This is a genomic window from Amycolatopsis bartoniae, from assembly GCF_014191255.1.
Classification (GTDB): Bacteria; Actinomycetota; Actinomycetes; order Mycobacteriales; family Pseudonocardiaceae; genus Amycolatopsis_E; species Amycolatopsis_E bartoniae.
Map to the genome: position 1 here is coordinate 426,783 of NZ_JACHWH010000004.1, position 19,627 is coordinate 446,409.

Genomic DNA, 19,627 nt, shown 5'->3' on the forward strand with positions numbered 1-19,627 from the left:
CGGCTAGAACTAGAACAGGTTTCAGTTCCAGCCTGAGGAGCCGGCGTGGACTTCACCCCCGACGAGACCCAGCGGGACGTCGCCGGCCTGGCCGCCGACGTGCTCGCCCGCGAGATCGACTTCGGCAGGCCGGCCGGTCCGGACGGGTACGACGAACAGGTGTGGCGTGCCCTGGCGAAGGCGGGGCTGCTGGGGCTCGCGCTGCCGCCCGAGCTGGGCGGGGACGGCCTGGGCGTGGCCGAGGTGGCGGCGCTGCTCACCGAGCTCGGCCGCTCCGCCGCGCCGGTCCCGGCGTTGACGCTGGCGCTCGGTCTGCTGCCCCTCCAGGCGCTCGGCACGCCTGACCAGCGGGCGTGGCTCCTGCCGGAGATCGCGGCCGGGGACGCCCTCGTCACCGCGGCAGTGTGCGAGCCGTCGCCGACGCAGGTGGTCGCCGAGGACGGCCGCTGGCTGCTCACCGGTGTCAAGACGAACGTGCCCTTCGCGAGCGTGGCGACGCGGGTGCTGGTGCCCGCCGGTGGCGGGGTGTTCCTGGTCGACCCGCAGGCCGAAGGCGTCACGGTCGCGGGCAGCACGCTGCGGCTCGACGGCGTCGCGGTCGACGAAGCCGACCAGCTGGGCGGCGGCGACGCCGTCGAGGTGTCGAGGCGATTCGCGGTCGCCGGAATGCTGGCGTTGGGCGACGGCGCGCTGGCCGGGGCCCTGGCCCTGACCACGCGACACGTCGCCGAGCGGCACCAGTTCGGCCGTCCGCTCGCCACGTTCCAGGCGGTCGCGCAGCAGATCGCCGACGTCTACATCGCCTCGCGGACCGTGCACCTGGCCGTGCAGTCCGCCGTGTGGCGGCTGGCCACCGGCCGGGACCCGCAACCCGATCTCGACATCGCCGCGTACTGGCTCACGCGGGAGGGACCACCCGCACTGGCGACCTGCCATCACCTGCACGGCGGACTGGGCGTCGACATCACCTACCCGCTGCACCGGTACTACGCGGCGATCAAGGAGGTGAGCGCGTGTTTGTCGAGCTGACGCCGGCACAGCGACGGCTGCGAACCGAGCTGCGGGACTACTTCTCGGGGCTCATGACGGCCGACGAGCGGCGCGCGCTCCTGCGGGAACGCCACGGCGAGACGTACCGCGGGATCGTGCGGCGGATGGGGCAGGACGGCTGGCTCGGCGTCGGCTGGCCGGAGGAGTACGGCGGACGCGGGTTCGGCGAGATTGAGCAGCACATCTTCGTCGACGAGGCCGCCCGCGCGGACGTCCAGCTGCCCTCGGTGACGTTGCAGACCGTGGGCCCGACGCTGCAGGAGTACGGCACGGAGGCGCAGAAGAAGGCTTTCCTGCCGCGGATCCTGGCCGGGGAGGTGCACTTCGCGATCGGCTACACCGAACCCGACGCGGGCACCGACCTGGCGTCGCTGCGCACCACCGCGGTCCGCGACGGCGACGCCTACGTGGTCAACGGGCAGAAGATCTTCACCACCGGCGGGCACGACGCCGACTACATCTGGCTCGCCGCGCGCACCGATCCCGGGGCGCCGAAGCACAAGGGCATCTCGATCCTCATCGTCGACACCCGCGACCCCGGCTACTCGTGGACGCCGATCATCACCTGCGACGGGGCGCACCACGTCAACGCGACCTACTACTCCGACGTGCGCGTACCCGCGGACATGCTCGTCGGCGAGGAGAACCGGGGCTGGAAGCTGATCACGACGCAGCTCAACCACGAGCGCGTGATGCTCGGCCCGGCGGGGCGCATCGGCGGGCTGTACGACCGGGTGCGGTCCTGGGCTGCGCGGCGCGGACTGCTCGACGAGCCGGACGTGCGGGAGGTGCTGCGCGAGGCGGCGGCCACCACCCGGATCAACGAGCTGCTGAACTGGCAGGTCGCGGCAGCACCGGCGGTGGACATCGCCGACGCGTCCGCGACGAAGGTCTTCGGTTCGGAACGCATCCAGCGGATCGGGCGGCTGCTGGAGGCGGTCGTCGCGCGGCACGGCGACCTGACCGACCCGGAGACGGCGGAGCTGGCCGAATGGCTGGACGTGCTCGCGCGGCGGAACCTCGTGCTCACGTTCGGCGGCGGGGTGAACGAGATCCAGCGGGAGCTGATCGCGTCCGCGGGCCTGGGACTGCCGAGGGTGCCGCGATGAGCATCGAGGAGGACGCGGCCCGCATCGCCGCGCAGGGCGAGTCCCGGCCGCGCCTGGCGCGGGACCCGGTGAACCCGGCGATGATCAACAACTGGCTGGAGGCGCTCGGCGACGGCAACCCGCGCTACGCGGCGGAAGGTGTGGCGCCGCCGGCGATGGCACAGGTTTGGACCATGCCGGGCCTGCACGGGCAGCGCGCCGAGGACGACCCGATGGGCGCGATGATGGCCGTGCTCGACGAAGCCGGGTACACGTCCGTCGTCGCGACGAACTCCGAGCAGAGCTATCGCAGGCACCTGCGTCACGGCGAGCACGTCTCGGCGACCACGCGGCTCGACGACGTCGTGGGTCCAAAGAGGACAGCGCTCGGCGAGGGGTATTTCGTCACCACGACCACCACCTGGTACGTCGGCGACGAGGTGGTCGCGGACATGATGTTCCGGGTCCTGAAGTTCAAGCCGAAACCCGTGCAGGCGGGCGTGTTGCGGCCGGTGGTCAGCAAGGACACGGAGTTCTTCTGGGCGGGCACCAAGGCGGGGGAGCTGCGGATCCAGCGCTGGGGCGACGTGCTGCGGCACCCACCGGGGCCGATGCCGCCCAACGGTGACCTCGACGCGAAGCCGGACTGGGTCGTCGCGAGCGGGCGCGGCACTGTGTACAGCTACGTCGTGCACCACCGCCCGGCGGTTCCCGGTAAGCGGCTGCCGTTCGTGATCGCGCTGGTGGAACTGGAGGAGGGCGTGCGGATGGTGGGCGAGGTGCTGGACGTGACTTCTGTCGCTATTGGACAGTCAGTGCAGGTGGAGTTCGTCCGGGTGGACGACGAACTGACTCTTCCGGCGTGGCGGGTGGTCTCGTGATCGGCACGCGGCTGCCCCAGCTGACCATCGACGTCACGCCCACGTTCGTGATCAGCACGGCCCTCGCGACGCGCGACTTCCAGGACGTGCACCACGACCGTGACGCCGCTGTCCTGCGCGGGTCGAAGGACATCTTCCTCAACATCCTCACCGATACGGGCCTGGTGCAGCGGTTCGTCACCGACTGGGCGGGGCCGGAGGCGTTCGTGCGGTCGATCCGCATCCGGCTGGGGGTGCCGTGTTACGCGTACGACACGCTCGTGCTGTCGGGTGAGGTGGTCGGGCAGGAGGGGGACGAGGTGACGGTGTGGGTCTCGGGTCGCGGGAACCTGGGCGAGCACGTCGCCGGCACTGTCGTGGTGGGAGGCGTGTCGTGACGTTGTCAGGTGCGGCGGCGATCGTCGGGCTGGGTGCGACGGAGTTCTCGAAGGACTCCGGGCGCAGTGAGCTGCGCTTGGCGGCGGAAGCGGTGCAAGCGGCACTGACCGACGCCGGGCTCTCGGCGTCCGATGTGGACGGTTTGGTGTCCTTCACGATGGACTCCAACGCGGAGATCGCGGTGGCCAGGGAGCTGGGCATCCCCGAGCTGACGTTCTTCAGCCGGATCCACTACGGCGGCGGCGCCGCGGCGGCGACGGTGCAGCAGGCGGCGATGGCGGTGGCGACCGGGGTGGCGGAGGTCGTGGTGGCGTACCGGGCGTTCAACGAACGTTCGGGCCTGCGGTTCGGTCAGGTGTCGTCCGCGGCGGCGGGGCAGGTCAACTCCTCGGGTGTGGACAACAGCTTCCATTACCCGATGGGCTTGGGCACCCCGGCGGCGACGGTGGCGATGGTGGCGCAGCGGTACCTGCACGAGTACGGCGCGACGAGCGAGGACTTCGGCCGGGTGGCGGTGGTCGATCGAAAGCACGCGGCGACGAACCCGCGGGCGTGGTTCTACGGGAAGCCGATCACGCTGGAGGAGCACCAGGAGTCGCGGTGGATCGTGGAGCCGCTGCACCTGCTGGACTGCTGCCAGGAGACGGACGGGGCGGTGGCGCTGGTGGTGACGAGCCGTGAGCGGGCGCGGGACCTGCCGCACCCGCCGGCGATCGTCGCGGCGGCGGCGCAGGGCAGCGGGCCGGACCAGTACATCATGACCAGTTACTACCGGGAGGATTTGGCGGCGCTCCCGGAGATGACCGCCGTGGGCCGGCAGCTGTGGGCGCAGTCGGGCCTGCGCCCGGAGGACGTGGACGTCGCGGTGCTGTACGACCACTTCACGCCGTATGTGTTGCTGCAGCTGGAGGAGCTGGGTTTCTGCGCCCGCGGCGAGGCGAAGGACTTCATCCGCGACGGCACCCTGGAGTTGGACGGCCCTCTGCCGTTGAACCCCCACGGCGGCCAACTGGGCGAGGCGTACGTCCACGGCATGAACGGCATCGCCGAAGCCGTACGGCAACTCCGCGGCACAGCGGTGAACCAGGTCACCGACGCGTCCCGCGTCCTGGTGACCGCAGGCACCGGCGTCCCCACAAGCGGCCTGATCCTGACGGGGGAGTGAGGTCCGCTCGCCTGGGTGCTGGGTGCTGGGTGCTGGGTGGGCCTGCACTTGGACTACGGCCTGCTTCTGGCCCAAGTAGGCTCGCCCGCCAGCCCGCCAGCCCGCCAGCCCGCCAGCCGCCAGCCCGCCAGCCCGCCAGCCCGCCAGCCCGCCAGCCCGCCAGCCCGCCAGCCCGCCAGCCCGCCAGCCCGCCAGCCCGCCAGCCCGCCAGCCCGCCAGCCCGCCAGCCCGCCAGCCCGCCAGCCCGCCAGCCCGCCAACCCGCCAACGTCGCGCGTGGTGAGCAACGGTGCGTCTGGCGACCAGCCACCGCGCCCTCACCAAACCCAGTCGGTCACGCACCGTGTGGTCGCCCAGTCTCCCGGCCACCCCCCTACTCGGTCAGCGACCACCGGCCCGGCCGCCGCCACCTGGTCATCCTCCCGCCGAGTCACCCCCACCTGGCGTCCGCAGCATCCCATCGACCCGTCGGCGAACCACAGCGCGTAACCGTCGCTTCACCTGCTTGACCTCTAGCTCCTCCGCCGCGTGGTCGGCGAACGTAAAGGCATGCGCATCCCGGACGTCCTCGCGTGGAGCCTCACCGTGCTCTTCGCGCTACTGGCCGTGCCGAGTGTGTACCGCCTGGTGCGCCCGGGCCGGCACGACCCCGACCTCCGTCAGATGGACCTCGCCGAGCTGCTCATGGTCGTCGCCATGGTCGCGATGGTCTCGCCGCTGGGCGGGCCCATCCCCGCCGCGGGGTGGCAGGCGATTCTGGCGCTCACGGCCGGGTGGTTCTTCGTCGCCGCGCTGCGGGGGAGGCGGTGCTGCGCAGTGCACCACGTGATCTCCGCCGCCGCGATGTTGTACATGATCACCGCGATGCCCCAGCACGACGGCGACCACGGCCCGTGGCTCACGATGTCCGAGATGCCCGGCCGCCTCGGCTGGCCCGCGCTCGCGGTGCTCGCCGTCGCCTATTTCGCCGTCGACTCGACGAAATCGGGCTTCACCGCAGCCCGCCTGGTCCGCGGCGCTTCCGTTCGCGAGGCACTCCTGGCGCGGCCGATCTACCGCGCGGCCATGGGAGCCGGGATGGCGTACATGCTCGTCGCCGGGATCATGCCGACGTGAGCACGGCGTCGGCCAGCGCCAGCGCCTCCCGCTCGACCGTGGACGTGGCAAGCACCAACTGCTCCCCGTCCCGCCACACCCGCGTGCGCAGCGTCTCCCCGGGGAACACCACGCCCGCGAAGCGCGCAGAGAACGACTTCACCCGTGTCACGTCCCCGTCCAGCATCGCGTCCGTGACCGCCTTCGCGACGATCCCGTACGTGCACAGGCCGTGCAGGATCGGCGCGTCGAACCCCGCCGCCCGGGCGAACTCGGGGTCGGCGTGCAGCGGGTTGCGGTCCCCGCACAACCGGTACAGCAACGCCTGCTGGGGTAACGTCGGCGTGTCGATCGTGACGTCGGGCTCGCGGTCGGGTCGCTCGACCTTCTCCGAATTGCCGCGTTTGCCGCCGAACCCGCCCTCACCTCGCGCGAAGATGCTCGACCGCGCCGTCCACAATGGAGCGCCGTCCGAGCTGGCGACGGTGGTCTCGTTGATCACCACGGCCGCCTTGCCCTTGTCGAGCACGTCGACGATCCGCGTCCGGGCGACCGCCTTGCCCTCCACCGGAATCGGTCCGGCCACGGTGACGGACTGCGTACCGTGCACCACCTTCGCCAGGTCGATGTCGATGCCGGGCATCTGCACCGAGGGAGCGGAAACCGTGTGCAGGTTCGCCGCCACCGTCGCGAACGTCGGCAGCACCCGCAGGTCCCGCTCGTAGGCGTAGCGCAGCTCCTTCGGGTCCCCCGGATCCGCGCCGGCCCCCAGCGCGACGTGATACAGCAGCACGTCCGAAGCGTTCCAGGCGAACGTCACCTCGCCGAGGTCGGCGCCGACGGCGAGCTCGGGATCGATGGGCACGCGGCACTCCTACTCGTAGGTGACCGAGACCTCGTCGGTCAGCGGCACCGACTGGCAGGCCAGCACGATGCCCTCGGCGATGTCCTCGGAGTCCAGGATCTCGTTGTTGAGCATCTTGACCTCACCCGAGACGATCCGGCAAGCGCACGCGCTGCACTGGCCTTCACGGCACGAGTACGGCGCGTCCAGCCCCTGGTCGAGCAGGAAGTCCAGCAGCTTCCGCTGTCGTGGCCACGCGTACTCGTGCTGCGCGCCGTCCAGGTCGACGCTCAGCTTCGTGGTTTCGCCGGTGAGGACCGGTGTCGTTTCGAACGGGTTGCCTCCGAGCGAAACGAACTTCTCCAGGTGGATCCGCTTCTTCGCCACGCCGAGGTCGATCAGCGCCTGCTTGGCCGCTGTCATGAACGGCGCGGGGCCGCAGAGGAACGCCTCGAACTCCGCGAACGGCTTCGCCAGCGCACGCAGCTGCTCGACGGTCGGCAGGCCCTGCACCGTCTCCAGCCAGTGCAGCACTGTCAACCGTTCCGGGAACTCCCGCGACAACGCCGCGAGCTCCGCACCGAAGATCACCGACCGCTCGTCCCGGTTGGCGTAGATCAGCGTGATCCGGCCGTCCCCCTGCCGCAACGCGGTCTTCAGGATGGACATGACCGGCGTGATCCCGCTGCCCCCGGCGAACAACAGCAGGTCCTCGCCGAAGTCCGCGGGCGTGAACACCCCGGCCGGGGCGAGCACGTCGACGGTCAGCCCGGCGCGGAGGTTGTCGCAGATCCAGTTGGACCCGTAACCGCCCTCGGTGCGCTTCACCGTAACCTTCAGGCGCGAACCCTCGTGCGGCGCGCTCGACAACGAGTAGCACCGAGCCGCCGTGCCCACGCGCAGCGTCAGGAACTGACCGGGCCGGTAGCGGAAGGCTTCCTCCTGCTCCGGGGTCAGCTCGAAGACCACCGACCGGGCGTCCGGGGTTTCGGCGATCACCTCGGCCACCGTCAGCGTGTGGATCTCAGGCATCCAGGACCCCGAAGTCGCCGCTGCGCACCGATTCCGCGATGCTCACGGTCAGCTTCTCGCACGTGTCCAGCAGTGCCGTGCTCTCGCCGGCCGCCGCGTGCTCGGCGAACACGGGGCAGCTCTCAGCCGCGTCAGTGGTCCACTGGATGCTCGTGTGCTTCCAGCTGTTCTTCTTCACCAGCACGCAGGTGCCGCAGTGCGCGCACGTGTGCGGTCGCAGCCCGGCGGTGAGGAACTCGGTGCTCTCGGCGGTGGTCATCGGTCAGACCCCCGCCTGCTGCCGGGCCAGGTTCTCGGCCACCTCCTGCGCCCAGATCTCGTTCGCCTTCGTCGTGTCCACTTCGAACTCGAAGCGGCGCGTCATGTCATCCGTTACCTCCTCGACGTCCACATAGAACTGGTCGTACCAGCGCCGCAACTGGTACACCGGCCCGTCCTCCTCGCAGAGCAACGGGTTGTCGATCCGGGTCTTATTCTTCCAGATCTCGACGTCCTGCAGGAAGCCCACGCCTATGCTTTTGGCGAACTTTCCCGCGATTTTGTCCGCCTGTTCGTCCGAAACGCCGGGCAGCTTCTTCACGCTGACACCCCATTGGAGGACAAAGGAGTTCGGCGTCACCGGATAGTGGCAATTGATGAGCACGTTCTCGATTTCGAAGCCCTTGAACGTGTTCACCAGCTTGTTGATCATGTAGGACGGGCCGAAGTACGACGCCTCCGAGCGCAGCAGGTTCTCCTCGCCGCCGTAGTTGGACGCCATGCCGACGTCCGGCCGCCCCTTGGTGTTGAGGTACTGCGTCGCGATGTGGCCTTCGAAGACGTTCTTGAAGTAGGTCGGGAAGGCGTAGTGGATGTAGAAGAAGTGCGCCATGTCGACCATGTTGTCCACGATCTCGCGGCAGTTGGAGCCCTCGATGAGCACGGAGTCCCACGTCCAGTTGCTCCACTCGCCGCTGAAGATGCCGTCGATGCGGGGGATCACGACGTCCTCGGGCGGCGGGTTGCCCTGCGGGTCGTGCCAGACGAACAGCTGCTTGTTCTCCTCGAGCGTCAGCCACGAACGCGTCCGTGCCCGCAGCGGAACCCTTTTTGCGTAAGGGATCGAGGCGCACTTGCCGTTGCCGGCCCAGCGCCAGTCGTGGAACGGGCACGCGATCTCGTTGCCCTTGACGCTTCCCTGCGTCAGGTCCCCGCCCATGTGACGGCAGTACCCGTCGAGGACGTTGAGCTTGCCGTCCCCACCCTGGAAGACCACGAGCTTCGTGCCGAAAGCCGTGACGGCGTGGGGTTTGCCGTCCTTGAACGTGTCGGACAGGCCCAGGCAGTGCCACCCGCGGGCGAAGCGCTCCGGTGGTGCGCCGGCGTCGATGGTGCGGATTTCAGTCATCGTCGACCTCCAGTGCGATTCTCGGTGGCCAGGTGTGCGGCCGCAAGGTAGCCGAAGACCATCGCGGGACCGATGGTCGCGCCGGGTCCCGCGTAGGTGTGGCCCATGACGGCCGCGCTGGTGTTGCCCGCCGCGTACAGCCCGGGGATCACGGAGCCGTCCTCGCGCAGGACACGGGCGTGCGGATCGGTGCGCAACCCGCCCTTGGTGCCCAGGTCGCCGGGCACGATGCGGACCGCGTAGTACGGCGCCTGGTCGAGCGGGCCGAGGCTGGGATTGGGCTTGTTGCGCGGATCTCCGTAGTAGTGGTCGTAGGCGCTCTGCCCGCGTCCGAAGTCCTCGTCGACACCGTTGCGCGCGAAGCCGTTGAACCGTCGCACGGTCTGTTCGAGGGCGTCGGGCGGTATCTCGATGCGCTCGGCGAGGCTTCGGAGGCTGCTCGCCTTCGCGGCGACGCCGGCCTTGAACCACCGGCCTGGCAACGGCTGTCGCGGCCCGATGCCCGTGAACATGTACCGGTTGCGGTAACGCTGGTCGAACACGAGCCAGGTCGGGATGTGCTCGCCGGGACCGTCGCCGGGGCCGTACATCGCGTGCACGGCTTCGACGTAGGGCGCGGACTCGTTGACGAACCGTTCCCCGCGCGTGTCGACCATGAGGCAGCCGGGCCGGGAGCGTTCGGCGAGCGCGAACCAGGGGCCGCCGGTGAGCGGGATGGTGGGTCCCCACCAGGCGTCGTCCATCAGATCGACGGCGGCGCCCAGCTTCATGCCCGCGGTGATGGCGTCGCCGGTGTTGGCCCGCGCGCCGACGGTCCACGCCGTGCCGATGGGCTGACGCTGGTACTTGGTGCGCATCTCCTCGTTGTGCTCGAACCCGCCGGCGGCGAGGACCACGCCCAGCCGGGCGCGGACGACGTCACCGTGCTGGGTGACGACGCCGGTCACGCGCCCGTCCTCGGTGACCAGGTCGGCGAACGGGGTGTCGAGCCCTACCGGCACTCCGGCTTGCAGGAGGCCCACTCGCAGTCCGGCCGCAAGCGCTTGCCCCATCGCGAGCAGCTGCTTCCGGGTGATGCGTCCGGCGAACCAGCGGCCGCCGAGGCTGAGCAGCCGGGCCACGCCGTGAGGGTGCCGGGCGATGAGGCTCAGCCAGCGGTAGTCCGCCTGGGTGATCGGGACGCCCAGCGGGGCCGCGCTGTAGGGCGGTTCGAGGTGGGTGAGTTCCTCGCCGAGCAGCCGCCCGTCGAGTGGCACGGGCTCGACCGATCGTCCGGAAGCGCGGCCGCCCGGAGCTTCGGGGTGGTAGTCGGAGTAGCCCGGCACCCACTGGAACCGCAAGGGCGTGGTCCGCTGGACGAACGAGACCACCTCGGGCCCCCGCTCGAGGAAGGTGTTCCGCAGCTCGGCAGGGACGACGTCGCCCACGATGGCTTCGAGGTAGGCACGCGCCTGCTCGGGGGTGTCCGGATCGCGCCTCCTGCTGTCGGCCGCCTGCAGCACCTCGTTGTTCGGGATCCAGACCCCGCCGCCGGACCGGGCGGTCGACCCGCCGAACTTCGCGGCCTTCTCCAGCACGACGGCCCGCAGGCCCTGTTCGGCGGCGGCGAGCGCGGCGGTCATCCCGGCGGCGCCGCTGCCGACCACGACCACGTCGTACTCGCCGTCCGCGGCCTCGCGGTGCATGTGCCCTCCGAAGTGAAACTCGTTCCACTTGTACGCGCGCCTGCTCGCGCTTCCTGTCGTCACCATAGACGAGAACGTGTTTCAGTTCTAGGGTGAGCAGAATGAGCGGTTCTGTGGACGTGATCGTGATCGGCTTCGGCGCTGCCGGGGCCTGCGCCGCGATCGAGGCGGCCGACGCCGGTGCCTCCGTGCTCGTCCTCGACAGGTTCGTCGGCGGCGGGGCGACGGCGCTTAGCGGTGGCGTCGTATACGCCGGCGGCGGCACCGAGTACCAGCGCGCGGCCGGCGTGGACGACTCCGTGGACGCGATGCACGACTACCTGCGGCTCGAAGTCGGTTCGGCCGTGTCGGACGAGACGCTACGGAGGTTTTGCGAGCAGAGCGCGGACATGATCGGCTGGCTGGAGGGCAACGGCGTGCCCTTCGGCTCCAGTCTCTGTCCGTACAAGACCTCGTACCCGAACGACGACTACTACCTCTACTACTCCGGCAGTGAGACCGCGGGCGGTTTCCGCGAGGCTGCGAAGCCGGCTGCCCGCGGGCATCGAGTGAAGGGGCCGGGGACGTCGGGGAAACTGCTGTTCGCCCGCCTCGCGGCCGCCGCCCGCCGCCGTGGAGTGGAGGTATTGCCGGGCACCAGAGCCACTGAGCTGGTGACGGACGCGGACGGCCGGGTCAACGGCGTCCGCGTGCGCACGCTCCGCGACGCGCCCCGGTGGGTGCGCTCGGCCCACCGCGCCCTCGGGCGGTATGCGGCGAAACCGGGGATCTACGTTCCCGTGGTGCGCAAAGCGCTGTCCCGTCGTGCTGAACGCCTGGAGCGCCGGTATGCGCGGGAGGACGTCCTGCGCGCCGAACGGGGCGTGGTGATCACGGCCGGGGGTTTCATCGCGAACCGCGCGATGGTGCGCGAGCACGCCCCGGCCTACCGCGGTGGCCTCGCACTGGGTACGACGGCCGATGACGGCTCCGGTATCCGCCTGGGTACGGCCGTGGGAGGCGCGACCGCGATGCTTGACCGCGTCACGGCCTGGCGGTTCGTCACCCCGCCCAGCGTCTTCGTGCGTGGGCTGATCGTCGACGCCGCCGGGCAGCGGGTGATCGACGAATCGCGCTACGGCGCCGCGGTCGGCGAAGCCCTTATCACGCGGCACGACGCGAAGGGGTGGCTGCTCGTCGACGATGAGATCGTGAAGGCCGCCGAACGCACCACGCGCCAGGAAGCCCAGTGGTTCCAGTGGCTTCAGATGCTGCACATGCTCCGGCGCGGCCGCGTTCACGGGTCGTCGCTCGCCGACGTGGCGAACCGTGCCGGCATCGATCCGGACGGTTTGCAAGCCACCGTCGAGGCGTACAACGCGGCGGCGTCGACGGGTGCGGCGGATCCGGCGGGCAAGCCGGGCGAGTACGTCCAGGCGTTGCGGACGCCGCCGTACTCGCTCCTGGACATCTCGATCAAGCCCAGCCTGAGCTTCCCCTGTCCGATGCTCACGCTCGGCGGCTTGGTCGTGGACGAGCACACGGGTCAGGTGCGCGACGAAACCGGCGCTCCGATCGCGGGTCTCTACGCCGCCGGGCGGTCTGCGGCAGGAATCTGTTCCAGGTCCTATGTCAGTGGCCTCTCTCTGGCGGATTGTGTGTTCTCCGGGCGGCGAGCGGGCGTGCACGCGGCCCGGCGTGATGACAAAAACGAGAACGTGTTCTAGTCTTGGCGACGGAAGCGCAGGTCTGACGAGGACGGGGCAACGCCGATGAGCGAGCAGGACACGCGCCGAGTGATCGCCGGAGTCGCCGAGCTCCTGCCGGTCCTGCGGGAGCGCGCACAGGAGACGGAGGACGGCCGGCGCATTCCGGACGAGTCGATCAAGTCCCTGCAGGAGACCGGTTTCTTCAAGCTCCTGCAGCCCACGACCTACGGCGGTTACGAGGCCGATCCCGTCACCTTCTACACCGCGGTCAAGATGATCGCGAGCGCCTGCGGATCGACGGGCTGGGTCGCGTCGATCCTGGGCGTGCATCCCTGGCACCTGGCGCTGTTCGACGCGCAGGCGCAGGAAGACGTGTGGCGCGACGACTTCGACACCCGCATCTCGTCGTCCTACGCACCGATGGGCAAGGCCACGGTGGTGGACGGCGGATACCGGTTGTCGGGCCGGTGGAGCTTCTCCTCCGGCTGCGGCCACGCGACCTGGGTGCTGCTGGGCGGCCCCGCTTTCGCCGACGGCAAGCCTGTCGACTTCTGCACCTACCTCCTTCCGTTGGGGGATTACAAGATCATTGACGTGTGGGACACGGTCGGGCTGCGCGGCACCGGAAGCAACGACATCCTCGTCGAGGACGTGTTCGTGCCACAGCACCGCGCCCTGAGCTTCCGGCTGACGTCGAAGTGCAAGACGCCGGGCCAGGAGGTCAATCCAGGCCCGCTGTACCGCCTGCCATACGGTTCGGTGCACCCGTCGACCATCACGGCACCGATCATCGGCATGGCGCAGGGTGCCTACGAGGCGCACGTCGAACACCAGCGGCAGCGGGTCCGCGCCGCCTACGCGGGGGAACAGTCCAAAGAGGATCCTTTCGTCAAGGTGCGTATCGCCGAGGCCGCGAGCGAGATCGACGCGGCCTGGCTCCAGCTGACCCGCAACATCGACGAGCTGTACCAGCACGCCTGCCGCGGGGAGAAACTCCCGTTCGCCTCCCGTCTGCGCGTGCGACGGGACCAGGTCCGGGGCACCGAACGCGCGATCTCCGCGGTGGACCGGCTCTTCGAGAACTCCGGTGGCCGCGCGCTGAAGGCCGGAACCCCGATCCAGCGGTTCTGGCGCGACGCGCACGCCGGTCGCGTCCACGCCGCCAACGATCCCGAACGTGCCTACACCATGTTCGGTACCGGCGAGTTCGGACTTCCTGTCGAGAACGCGATGGTGTGACCATGGTCGAAGGCAAGTACGTCGAGGCGGGCGAAGGTCTTCGCCTGCACTACCACGAAGCCGGCACCGAGCACGCCGAGACGGTCGTCCTGCTGCACGGCGGTGGACCGGGAGCGTCCGCGTGGAGCAACTTCGGCCGCAACATCCCCGTGTTCGCCAAGGCGTACCGCACCATCGCCGTGGACCAACCCGGGTTCGGTCGATCCGACAAGCCGACGGAACATCCGCAGTACTTCGCGCACAGCGCTCGAGCCGTGGTCGGCCTGCTGGACCGCCTCGACATTGCCAAGGCCCACCTCGTCGGCAACTCACTCGGAGGCGGCACGGCGGTCCGTCTTGCCCTGGACCACCCGGACCGCGCCGGACGACTCGTCCTCATGGGCCCCGGTGGTCTGACGTTGAACGTGTTCGCACCGGATCCCACCGAGGGCGTGAAGAACCTCGGCCGGTTCGCCGCACCCCCAGGACCGAGCAAGGAAAAGCTCGAGGCCTTTCTCCGCGTGATGGTCCACGACCAGTCACTGATCACCGAAGAGCTCGTCGCCGAACGGTTCGCCGCCGCGAGCACTCCGGAATCACTGGCCGCCATGCGTGCCATGGGCGCGTCCTTCATGCGTCCCGACAGTTTCGAGCAGGGCATGCTCTGGCGGGACGCACATCGCCTGCGCCAGCGGGTACTGCTCGTTTGGGGCCGGGAAGACCGCGTCAACCCGCTCGACGGCGCGCTCGTCGCCCTCAAGATGATCCCGCGTGCGCAGTTGCACGTGTTCGGTCAGTGCGGGCACTGGGCCCAGCTGGAGAAGTTCGACGAGTTCAACAGGCTGACCCTCGACTTCCTCGGGAGCTGATGATGGGTATCAGGTCATTGGGGTACCTCCGGATCGAAGCCACCGACATGGACAAGTGGCGGGAGTACGGACTGAAGGTGCTGGGCATGGTCGAGGGACGGGGCAGCAACCCCGAGGCCCTGTATCTCCGCATGGACGACTTCCCCGCACGCCTGGTGATCGTGCCTGGCGAGACCGACCGCCTGGCCCAGGCCGGCTGGGAGGTCGCGAACGCCGCCGAACTCGACGAGGTCCGCGCGAGCCTCGAGACGCACGGCATCCCCTACAAGGAGGGCAGCGCCGAGCAGCTCGCCGACCGCCGTGTCGTCGAGATGATCACGTTCGAGGACCCCTCGGGCAACACGCTGGAGGTGTTCCACGGTGTCGCGTTGGAACACCGCCGTGTCGTGAGCCCCTACGGGCACCGCTTCGTCACGGAGGAGCAGGGCCTGGGCCACGTCGTGCTGTCCACTCACGACGACGAGGCTTCACTGCACTTCTACCGCGACGTACTCGGATTCCGGCTGCGGGACTCCATGCGGCTGCCTCCGCAGATGGTGGGACGCCCTGCGGACGGCCCGCCCGCCTGGTTGCGGTTCTTCGGCTGCAACCCACGCCATCACAGCCTGGCGTTCCTTCCGATGCCGACCCCGAGCGGGATCGTGCACCTGATGGTCGAGGTGGAGAACACCGACGACGTGGGACTGTGCCTGGACCGCGCGAAGCGGCGCAACGTACCCATGTCGGCGACACTGGGCCGGCACGTCAACGATCTGATGTTGTCGTTCTACATGAAGACTCCCGGTGGGTTCGATGTCGAGTTCGGTTGTGAGGGCCGCCAGGTCGACGACGCCGATTGGATCGCCCGCGAAAGCACCGCCGTGAGCCTGTGGGGTCACGACTTCAGCGTGGGCATGCAGTGACCGTGCGAACGGTCGACCCGGCACGGTTCCGCACCGTGCTGGGCCATTTCTGCACCGGCGTCACGGTGATCACCGCGCACGACGGCGTGGCACCTGCCGGTTTCGCCTGCCAGTCGTTCGCCGCGCTCTCGCTCGACCCGCCGCTGGTGCTGTTCTGCCCTGCCCGGCATTCCCGCACCTGGCCGGCCATCCGCGACGCCGGAAGCTTCGCGGTGAACGTCCTGGCCGAGGAACAGCGCGAGCTGAGCGCTGTGTTCGGCACCCGCGGAACTGACAAGTTCGGTTCCGTCGACTGGTCCCCCGCGCCGTCCGGAGCGCCTGTCCTGGCCGGAGCCCTGACCTGGATCGACTGCCGGCTGGAAGCCGTGCACGAAGCGGGGGACCACTATGTGGTGGTCGGCGAGGTGACCGCACTCGGCGAACAGTCGAGCGGTCGTCCGCTACTGTTCTACCAAGGTCGGTACACGACAACGGAACCGGTGGGAGCAGATCTCGGCGGACTGCTCGCCTGGGCCGGTCCCGACGACTGGCTCTGATCACGATAGCGTCCGGCGGCGGACTCGTAAATCCCTAATTCGGATGATGCGCATGAACGCGTGTTCGATTAGAGTCTGCGTCATGTGTGGGGCGCCCTGACGGGCGATCTGCCCCGAAACCCTTGGTGCAGCGCCAATTCTGTCATTCTGCGTGGAGGACTCATGGAATACGAGAACGTCCTGGTCCCGGCCCGGGCGGCGAGCGACGGTCGTCGGCCGGCCGGGTACACACGGGCAACGATCGAGCGCCGTCAGCCGGGAGACGCACATGGAGCCAGAGCACCCGGTGCCTGGTCCGGCTGATTCCGCGCTCGCCTGGCCTGGCGTGTTTTCACGGCATCTGGTGCACAAAGTGAAGCCGGACAACGTGTCCCGGCTGCGCGCGCAAGGACGCGTGTTCGGTCTCGCCGAGTGCGGCGCTGCCTGTGTGCCCGTCGCTCCCACGTCCGGCCGGGTTCGTTGTCCTCGATGTTGGCCTTGGCCCGTCTGATCGACACGGTTGCCGTGGGCACGAGGTGTTCGTCGTGTCGTCAGGAAGGGCCTTCCGGGAAAGGAGTTGATGCCATGGCGCTCGAAGGAACGACGCGTCGAAGGTGGTGGTGTGGCTGACCGAAGAGATGGGTGGTGCCGTGCGCCCGCTTGAAGAAGCGGTGGGCGTCATGCTCCCAGGTGATGGCGATGCCGCCGTGGAGCTGGATCATCTCCGCGGCAACGGTCGAGAGAACCTCGGAACAGTAGGCTTTGGCGACTGCGGCCAGGCGTGAGACGTCCACGCCTGGCTCGGAGACCGCGAAGGCCGCGGACCGGGAGGTCTCGACCAGCACGTGAAGATCGGCCATCCGGTGCTTCAGGGCCTGGAAGCCGCCGACGGGACGACCGAACTGTTCCCGCTGTTTGGTGTAGGCGACGGTGAGCTCCAACGCTCGGGCGGCCGTACCGGCCTGCTCCGCGGCGAGAACAGCGCAGGTGATGTCCCGAGCACGGCGGAGTCCGGGCCGGAAATCACCGGACCCGATCTGCACGGCGGGAGCCCGGTCGAAGCCGACCTCGGTTAGACGACGGGTTTCGTCCATCGAAGTCGAGGCGGTGCGGCGAACTCGTTGTGGATCGACCTCGAACAAGCCGAGGCCGCTGGGGGTCTGGGCGACGACGAGGACTGTGTCGGCCTCCTCTCCGTCGAGAACGTAGTGGGCGCGCCCGTCCACGACGGAGTCCGAGGCAACACACGCGGCCTGGCCGGGATCCCAATCGCCATCACGTGACGTCCAGGCGAGTGCTGCGACTGAGCCTTCGGCGAGGTTCGGCAGCAGGCGAGTCGCAGCCACCTCCTCCCGTGCCTCGAGGAGGGCGGAGGTGGCAAGCACGGCTGAGCCGAGGAACGGGGACGGGGCCAGTGCCCTGCCCAGTTCCTCGGCCACCACCTGAAGCTCCCGCAGATCCGCGCCCAGGCCGCCGTACTCCTCGGGTATGGCCAACGCGGCAACGCCTACTTGCCCACACAGAATCGGCCAGGGCTGCGGGTGTCGTTCCACCACGGCGCGCACCGTCTTCTGTAACGCCAGTTGTTCGTCGGTGAAGGTCATGCCAGCTCTTTCAGCAGACGCGTGCGGTGGAAATGGGAGGTTCCCCAGGCGCCGACGAGGGCCCGGACCTTGGTGAGCCGCAGGCCGAGTGGATGTTCGGCGGTGTAGCCGATTGCTCCGTGAACCTGGAGACCTATGCGGGCAGCGAGATAGGCGGCGTCGGTCGCGGCGGCTTTTGCCGCGGACACGTCGCGGGCCCTAGTTGGTGAGTGCTCGGCGACGGCCGCGCCGTGGACGAGGGGACGAGCGAGTTCGAGTTTCGTGGCCACATCTGCAAGGAGGTGTTTGATGGCCTGATAACGACCGATCTCCCGGCCGTACTGGCGGCGCTGCGTGGCGTACGCGACGCTTGTGTCGAGCAACCACTGGGCGGCCCCCAGTAGTTGGGCCGCGGTGGTGAGCGCGCCGAAGTCGAAGGCGCGGTCGAAGTCCCGCGCGGTGCCGATCTGGTCACCCGGTTGGGTCCGGAAGAGACGGCGGGCCGCGTCCACCGACCGCAATTGTGTGCCTGGTGTGAAGACATGCAGGGCGTTCGGCGCGACGAACACCCGGAGGTCGGCGATGTCGGCGTCCAGTGCGTAGGGAACTTCGGGAGGCGCGGCGATCGAAGCCAGGGTTTCCCCGGTCGCGATGCCCTCCAGGACCTCGTCGTCCAGCAACGCCGGTAGGACTGCGACGGTGTCCACCCAGGGGCCGGGAACGGCGTGATAACCGAGGCGCTCGAAGGCGACGACGAGGTCGACGGCGCTTGCGCCGAGGCCGCCGTATTCCTCCGGAACGGACAACGCGGTGACGCCGAGTTCGGACAGGCTGCGCCACACTTTCAGACCGGGACCGTGCTCACCCGCGGCCCAGGACTGGATCGCGCCGCGAAGGTCCAGGCCGGACAGGAGACGGTCCAGGCTGGTGGCGAAGTCCTGCTGCTCGGAGGAGAGGAGGAATTTCATCGGTCACCTCGCGGTAGGCCCAGCAGGCGTTCGGCGATCGTGTTGCGCTGGACCTGGTCGGTACCGCCGTAGATGGTGCCGGCGAGGGAGAACAGCCAGCCGTCGAGCCACTGGTCGTCACGTGCGTCGTTGGCGTACGTCCGTTCGACGGCGCCGCTGTTCTGGGCTGGGCGTTGGGGGCGTGACGAGTTTCCCGCCGCGGTGAGGAGGTGATGGACGGTGTCGCTGGAGGGTGGAGCGTTGCCCGTCGTGACCTGCTCGGGGTACAGCTCGGCGGCAGGGCCGAGCAGTTCAAGCGCGGTCTCGTGCAGAGCCACGTCGAGGTGGGACCAGAACAGCTTGTTGACGCTCGACTCGGGGCCGAGGGCGCCGCCTTCGGCGAGACGTGCCACCGTACCGTAGGTGTAGAGCTGATAGGCACGAGCGCCGATCCAGGCGTCCGCGACCCGGTCGGCTGTCGCGGTGGGTTCGTCCTGGGCTCGCCAGAGGTCGACAAGCCGGTTGGCCGCTGCCAGGAAACGGCCCGGGCTGCGCAAGGAGAGACCTCGTTCGTTGTTGGCCGTGGTCATTGCTACGCGCCAGCCGTTGCCCGGCTCGCCGATCACGTCGCGGTCCGGCACGAAGACGTCATCAAGGAAGATCTCTGCGAAGCCGGGCTCGCCGTCGAGCTGGGCGATGGGGCGGACATCGACGCCGGAAGCCCTCAGGTCGAACATGAAGTACGTCAGACCACGGTGACGTTCGCTCTCCGGATCGCTGCGGAAGAGGCCGAAAGCACGGTCCGCGAAAGCCGCGCGGGAGCTCCACGTCTTCTGACCCGACAACAGCCAGCCACCCTCGGTCTTGACGGCGGTACTGCGAAGAGAGGCGATGTCGCTGCCGGCTTCGGGTTCCGACCACGCTTGCGCCCAGATCTCCTCGCCGCGGGCCATGGGCGGCAGGATACGTCTGCGTTGCTCGGGAGTGCCGTGGGAGAAGAGAGTCGGCGCGAGCATGAAGATTCCGTTCTGGCTCACCCGGCCGGGAGCGCCCGCGGCGTAGTACTCCTCCTCGAAAAGAACCCACTCCAGCAGGCTCGCGTCCCGGCCACCGAACTCACCGGGCCACGACACGACCGACCACCGGGCATCGGCGAGTTCGGCCTCCCACCTCCGGTGTTGCTCGAACCCTGCTGCGGTGTCGAAGGACGCCAACGGTTGCCGCGGGACGTTGGCCGCCAGCCAGGCGCGGGCTTCGTCGCGAAACGCGCGCGTGCGTTCGTCGAGATCGAGGTCCATGGA

Annotated in this window: 19 protein-coding genes; 11 read left to right on the top strand and 8 right to left on the bottom strand. The window is 69.2% G+C overall.

Annotation, left to right across the window (positions count from 1 at the left end; all coding sequences use genetic code 11):
- Positions 1-45 precede the first annotated feature (45 nt).
- The 6 genes from FHX82_RS23370 (at position 46) to FHX82_RS23395 (ending at position 5,677) form a co-directional block, all read left to right on the top strand.
- Positions 46-1,029, top strand: coding sequence for an acyl-CoA dehydrogenase family protein (locus FHX82_RS23370; RefSeq protein WP_145939283.1), 984 nt, complete (start codon positions 46-48; stop codon positions 1,027-1,029).
- Positions 1,014-2,159: an acyl-CoA dehydrogenase family protein gene (locus FHX82_RS23375; protein ID WP_145939282.1), complete on the top strand. Its 1,146-nt coding sequence runs from the start codon at positions 1,014-1,016 to the stop codon at positions 2,157-2,159. The genes FHX82_RS23370 and FHX82_RS23375 overlap by 16 nt, the downstream gene beginning before the upstream one ends.
- A complete protein-coding gene (locus tag FHX82_RS23380; RefSeq protein WP_145939281.1) occupies positions 2,156-3,019 on the top strand; it encodes a bifunctional MaoC family dehydratase N-terminal/OB-fold nucleic acid binding domain-containing protein in 864 nt (287 codons plus the stop codon). Before FHX82_RS23375 ends, FHX82_RS23380 begins: the two co-directional genes overlap by 4 nt.
- Positions 3,001-3,396: a MaoC family dehydratase gene (locus FHX82_RS23385; protein WP_222426009.1), complete on the top strand. Its 396-nt coding sequence runs from the start codon at positions 3,001-3,003 to the stop codon at positions 3,394-3,396. Before FHX82_RS23380 ends, FHX82_RS23385 begins: the two co-directional genes overlap by 19 nt.
- The gene (locus FHX82_RS23390) at positions 3,393-4,562 is read left to right on the top strand and encodes a lipid-transfer protein (RefSeq protein ID WP_145939280.1); all 1,170 of its coding nucleotides are present in this window, start codon (positions 3,393-3,395) and stop codon (positions 4,560-4,562) included. Before FHX82_RS23385 ends, FHX82_RS23390 begins: the two co-directional genes overlap by 4 nt.
- A gap of 548 nt (positions 4,563-5,110) precedes the next feature.
- A complete protein-coding gene (locus FHX82_RS23395; protein WP_145938015.1) occupies positions 5,111-5,677 on the top strand; it encodes a DUF5134 domain-containing protein in 567 nt (188 codons plus the stop codon).
- On the opposite strand, the gene chsH3 is transcribed toward FHX82_RS23395, so the two are convergent.
- Genes chsH3 through kstD form a run of 5 tightly spaced genes read right to left on the bottom strand, consistent with a single transcriptional unit; the run spans position 5,664 to position 10,604 of the window.
- The gene (chsH3, locus tag FHX82_RS23400; protein ID WP_145938014.1) at positions 5,664-6,521 is read right to left on the bottom strand and encodes an enoyl-CoA hydratase ChsH3; all 858 of its coding nucleotides are present in this window, start codon (positions 6,519-6,521) and stop codon (positions 5,664-5,666) included. The two genes, FHX82_RS23395 and chsH3, sit on opposite strands and share 14 nt — an antisense overlap.
- Positions 6,522-6,530: 9 nt before the next feature.
- Positions 6,531-7,532 (bottom strand): ferredoxin--NADP reductase, encoded by a 1,002-nt coding sequence (locus FHX82_RS23405; protein ID WP_145938013.1) that lies wholly within the window; start codon positions 7,530-7,532, stop codon positions 6,531-6,533.
- The gene (locus FHX82_RS23410) at positions 7,525-7,791 is read right to left on the bottom strand and encodes a hypothetical protein (protein ID WP_145938012.1); all 267 of its coding nucleotides are present in this window, start codon (positions 7,789-7,791) and stop codon (positions 7,525-7,527) included. Before FHX82_RS23410 ends, FHX82_RS23405 begins: the two co-directional genes overlap by 8 nt.
- A gap of 3 nt (positions 7,792-7,794) precedes the next feature.
- A complete protein-coding gene (locus FHX82_RS23415; RefSeq protein ID WP_145938011.1) occupies positions 7,795-8,919 on the bottom strand; it encodes a 3-ketosteroid-9-alpha-monooxygenase, oxygenase component in 1,125 nt (374 codons plus the stop codon).
- Positions 8,916-10,604, bottom strand: coding sequence for a 3-oxosteroid 1-dehydrogenase (gene kstD, locus FHX82_RS23420; protein ID WP_145938010.1), 1,689 nt, complete (start codon positions 10,602-10,604; stop codon positions 8,916-8,918). The genes FHX82_RS23415 and kstD overlap by 4 nt, the downstream gene beginning before the upstream one ends.
- A gap of 101 nt (positions 10,605-10,705) precedes the next feature.
- On the opposite strand from kstD, the gene FHX82_RS23425 reads away from it, so the two are divergent.
- From FHX82_RS23425 to hsaB, 5 genes are read left to right on the top strand one after another with little or no spacing between them, the layout of a single operon-like run.
- Positions 10,706-12,310, top strand: coding sequence for an FAD-binding protein (locus tag FHX82_RS23425; RefSeq protein ID WP_145938009.1), 1,605 nt, complete (start codon positions 10,706-10,708; stop codon positions 12,308-12,310).
- Between the two features lie 45 nt (positions 12,311-12,355).
- Entirely contained in the window at positions 12,356-13,531 is a 1,176-nt protein-coding gene (gene hsaA / locus FHX82_RS23430) for a 3-hydroxy-9,10-secoandrosta-1,3,5(10)-triene-9,17-dione monooxygenase oxygenase subunit (protein ID WP_145938008.1), read from the top strand.
- A gap of 2 nt (positions 13,532-13,533) precedes the next feature.
- On the top strand, positions 13,534-14,379 hold the full coding sequence (gene hsaD / locus FHX82_RS23435; RefSeq protein ID WP_183176782.1) for a 4,5:9,10-diseco-3-hydroxy-5,9,17-trioxoandrosta-1(10),2-diene-4-oate hydrolase: 846 nt from the start codon (positions 13,534-13,536) through the stop codon (positions 14,377-14,379).
- A 2-nt stretch (positions 14,380-14,381) separates the two neighbouring features.
- Positions 14,382-15,281, top strand: a complete 900-nt coding sequence (hsaC, locus tag FHX82_RS23440) for an iron-dependent extradiol dioxygenase HsaC (RefSeq protein ID WP_145938006.1) — start codon at positions 14,382-14,384, stop codon at positions 15,279-15,281.
- Positions 15,278-15,817 carry a 3-hydroxy-9,10-secoandrosta-1,3,5(10)-triene-9,17-dione monooxygenase reductase subunit gene (gene hsaB / locus FHX82_RS23445; RefSeq protein ID WP_145938005.1) on the top strand — a complete coding sequence of 180 codons (540 nt, stop codon included), beginning with the start codon at positions 15,278-15,280 and terminating at the stop codon, positions 15,815-15,817. The genes hsaC and hsaB overlap by 4 nt, the downstream gene beginning before the upstream one ends.
- A gap of 530 nt (positions 15,818-16,347) precedes the next feature.
- Here hsaB and FHX82_RS23450 read toward each other — a convergent pair.
- From FHX82_RS23450 to FHX82_RS23460, 3 genes are read right to left on the bottom strand one after another with little or no spacing between them, the layout of a single operon-like run.
- Positions 16,348-17,400: an acyl-CoA dehydrogenase family protein gene (locus FHX82_RS23450; RefSeq protein ID WP_145938004.1), complete on the bottom strand. Its 1,053-nt coding sequence runs from the start codon at positions 17,398-17,400 to the stop codon at positions 16,348-16,350.
- Positions 17,397-18,347 (bottom strand): acyl-CoA dehydrogenase family protein, encoded by a 951-nt coding sequence (locus FHX82_RS23455; RefSeq protein WP_145938003.1) that lies wholly within the window; start codon positions 18,345-18,347, stop codon positions 17,397-17,399. Before FHX82_RS23455 ends, FHX82_RS23450 begins: the two co-directional genes overlap by 4 nt.
- Positions 18,344-19,624: an acyl-CoA dehydrogenase family protein gene (locus tag FHX82_RS23460; RefSeq protein WP_229880959.1), complete on the bottom strand. Its 1,281-nt coding sequence runs from the start codon at positions 19,622-19,624 to the stop codon at positions 18,344-18,346. The genes FHX82_RS23455 and FHX82_RS23460 overlap by 4 nt, the downstream gene beginning before the upstream one ends.
- Positions 19,625-19,627: the final 3 nt, after the last annotated feature.

Coding starts and splice junctions, on each gene's coding strand:
- FHX82_RS23455 (WP_145938003.1), bottom strand. CDS start 18,347: ATGAAATTCCTCCTCTCCTCCGAGCAGCAGGACTTCGCCACCAGCCTG.
- kstD (WP_145938010.1), bottom strand. CDS start 10,604: ATGCACCGCGAGGCCGCGGACGGCGAGTACGACGTGGTCGTGGTCGGC.
- FHX82_RS23395 (WP_145938015.1), top strand. CDS start 5,111: ATGCGCATCCCGGACGTCCTCGCGTGGAGCCTCACCGTGCTCTTCGCG.
- FHX82_RS23450 (WP_145938004.1), bottom strand. CDS start 17,400: ATGACCTTCACCGACGAACAACTGGCGTTACAGAAGACGGTGCGCGCC.
- FHX82_RS23415 (WP_145938011.1), bottom strand. CDS start 8,919: ATGACTGAAATCCGCACCATCGACGCCGGCGCACCACCGGAGCGCTTC.
- FHX82_RS23425 (WP_145938009.1), top strand. CDS start 10,706: ATGAGCGGTTCTGTGGACGTGATCGTGATCGGCTTCGGCGCTGCCGGG.
- FHX82_RS23380 (WP_145939281.1), top strand. CDS start 2,156: ATGAGCATCGAGGAGGACGCGGCCCGCATCGCCGCGCAGGGCGAGTCC.
- hsaA (WP_145938008.1), top strand. CDS start 12,356: ATGAGCGAGCAGGACACGCGCCGAGTGATCGCCGGAGTCGCCGAGCTC.
- FHX82_RS23410 (WP_145938012.1), bottom strand. CDS start 7,791: ATGACCACCGCCGAGAGCACCGAGTTCCTCACCGCCGGGCTGCGACCG.
- FHX82_RS23405 (WP_145938013.1), bottom strand. CDS start 7,532: ATGCCTGAGATCCACACGCTGACGGTGGCCGAGGTGATCGCCGAAACC.
- hsaC (WP_145938006.1), top strand. CDS start 14,382: ATGGGTATCAGGTCATTGGGGTACCTCCGGATCGAAGCCACCGACATG.
- FHX82_RS23460 (WP_229880959.1), bottom strand. CDS start 19,624: ATGGACCTCGATCTCGACGAACGCACGCGCGCGTTTCGCGACGAAGCC.
- hsaD (WP_183176782.1), top strand. CDS start 13,534: ATGGTCGAAGGCAAGTACGTCGAGGCGGGCGAAGGTCTTCGCCTGCAC.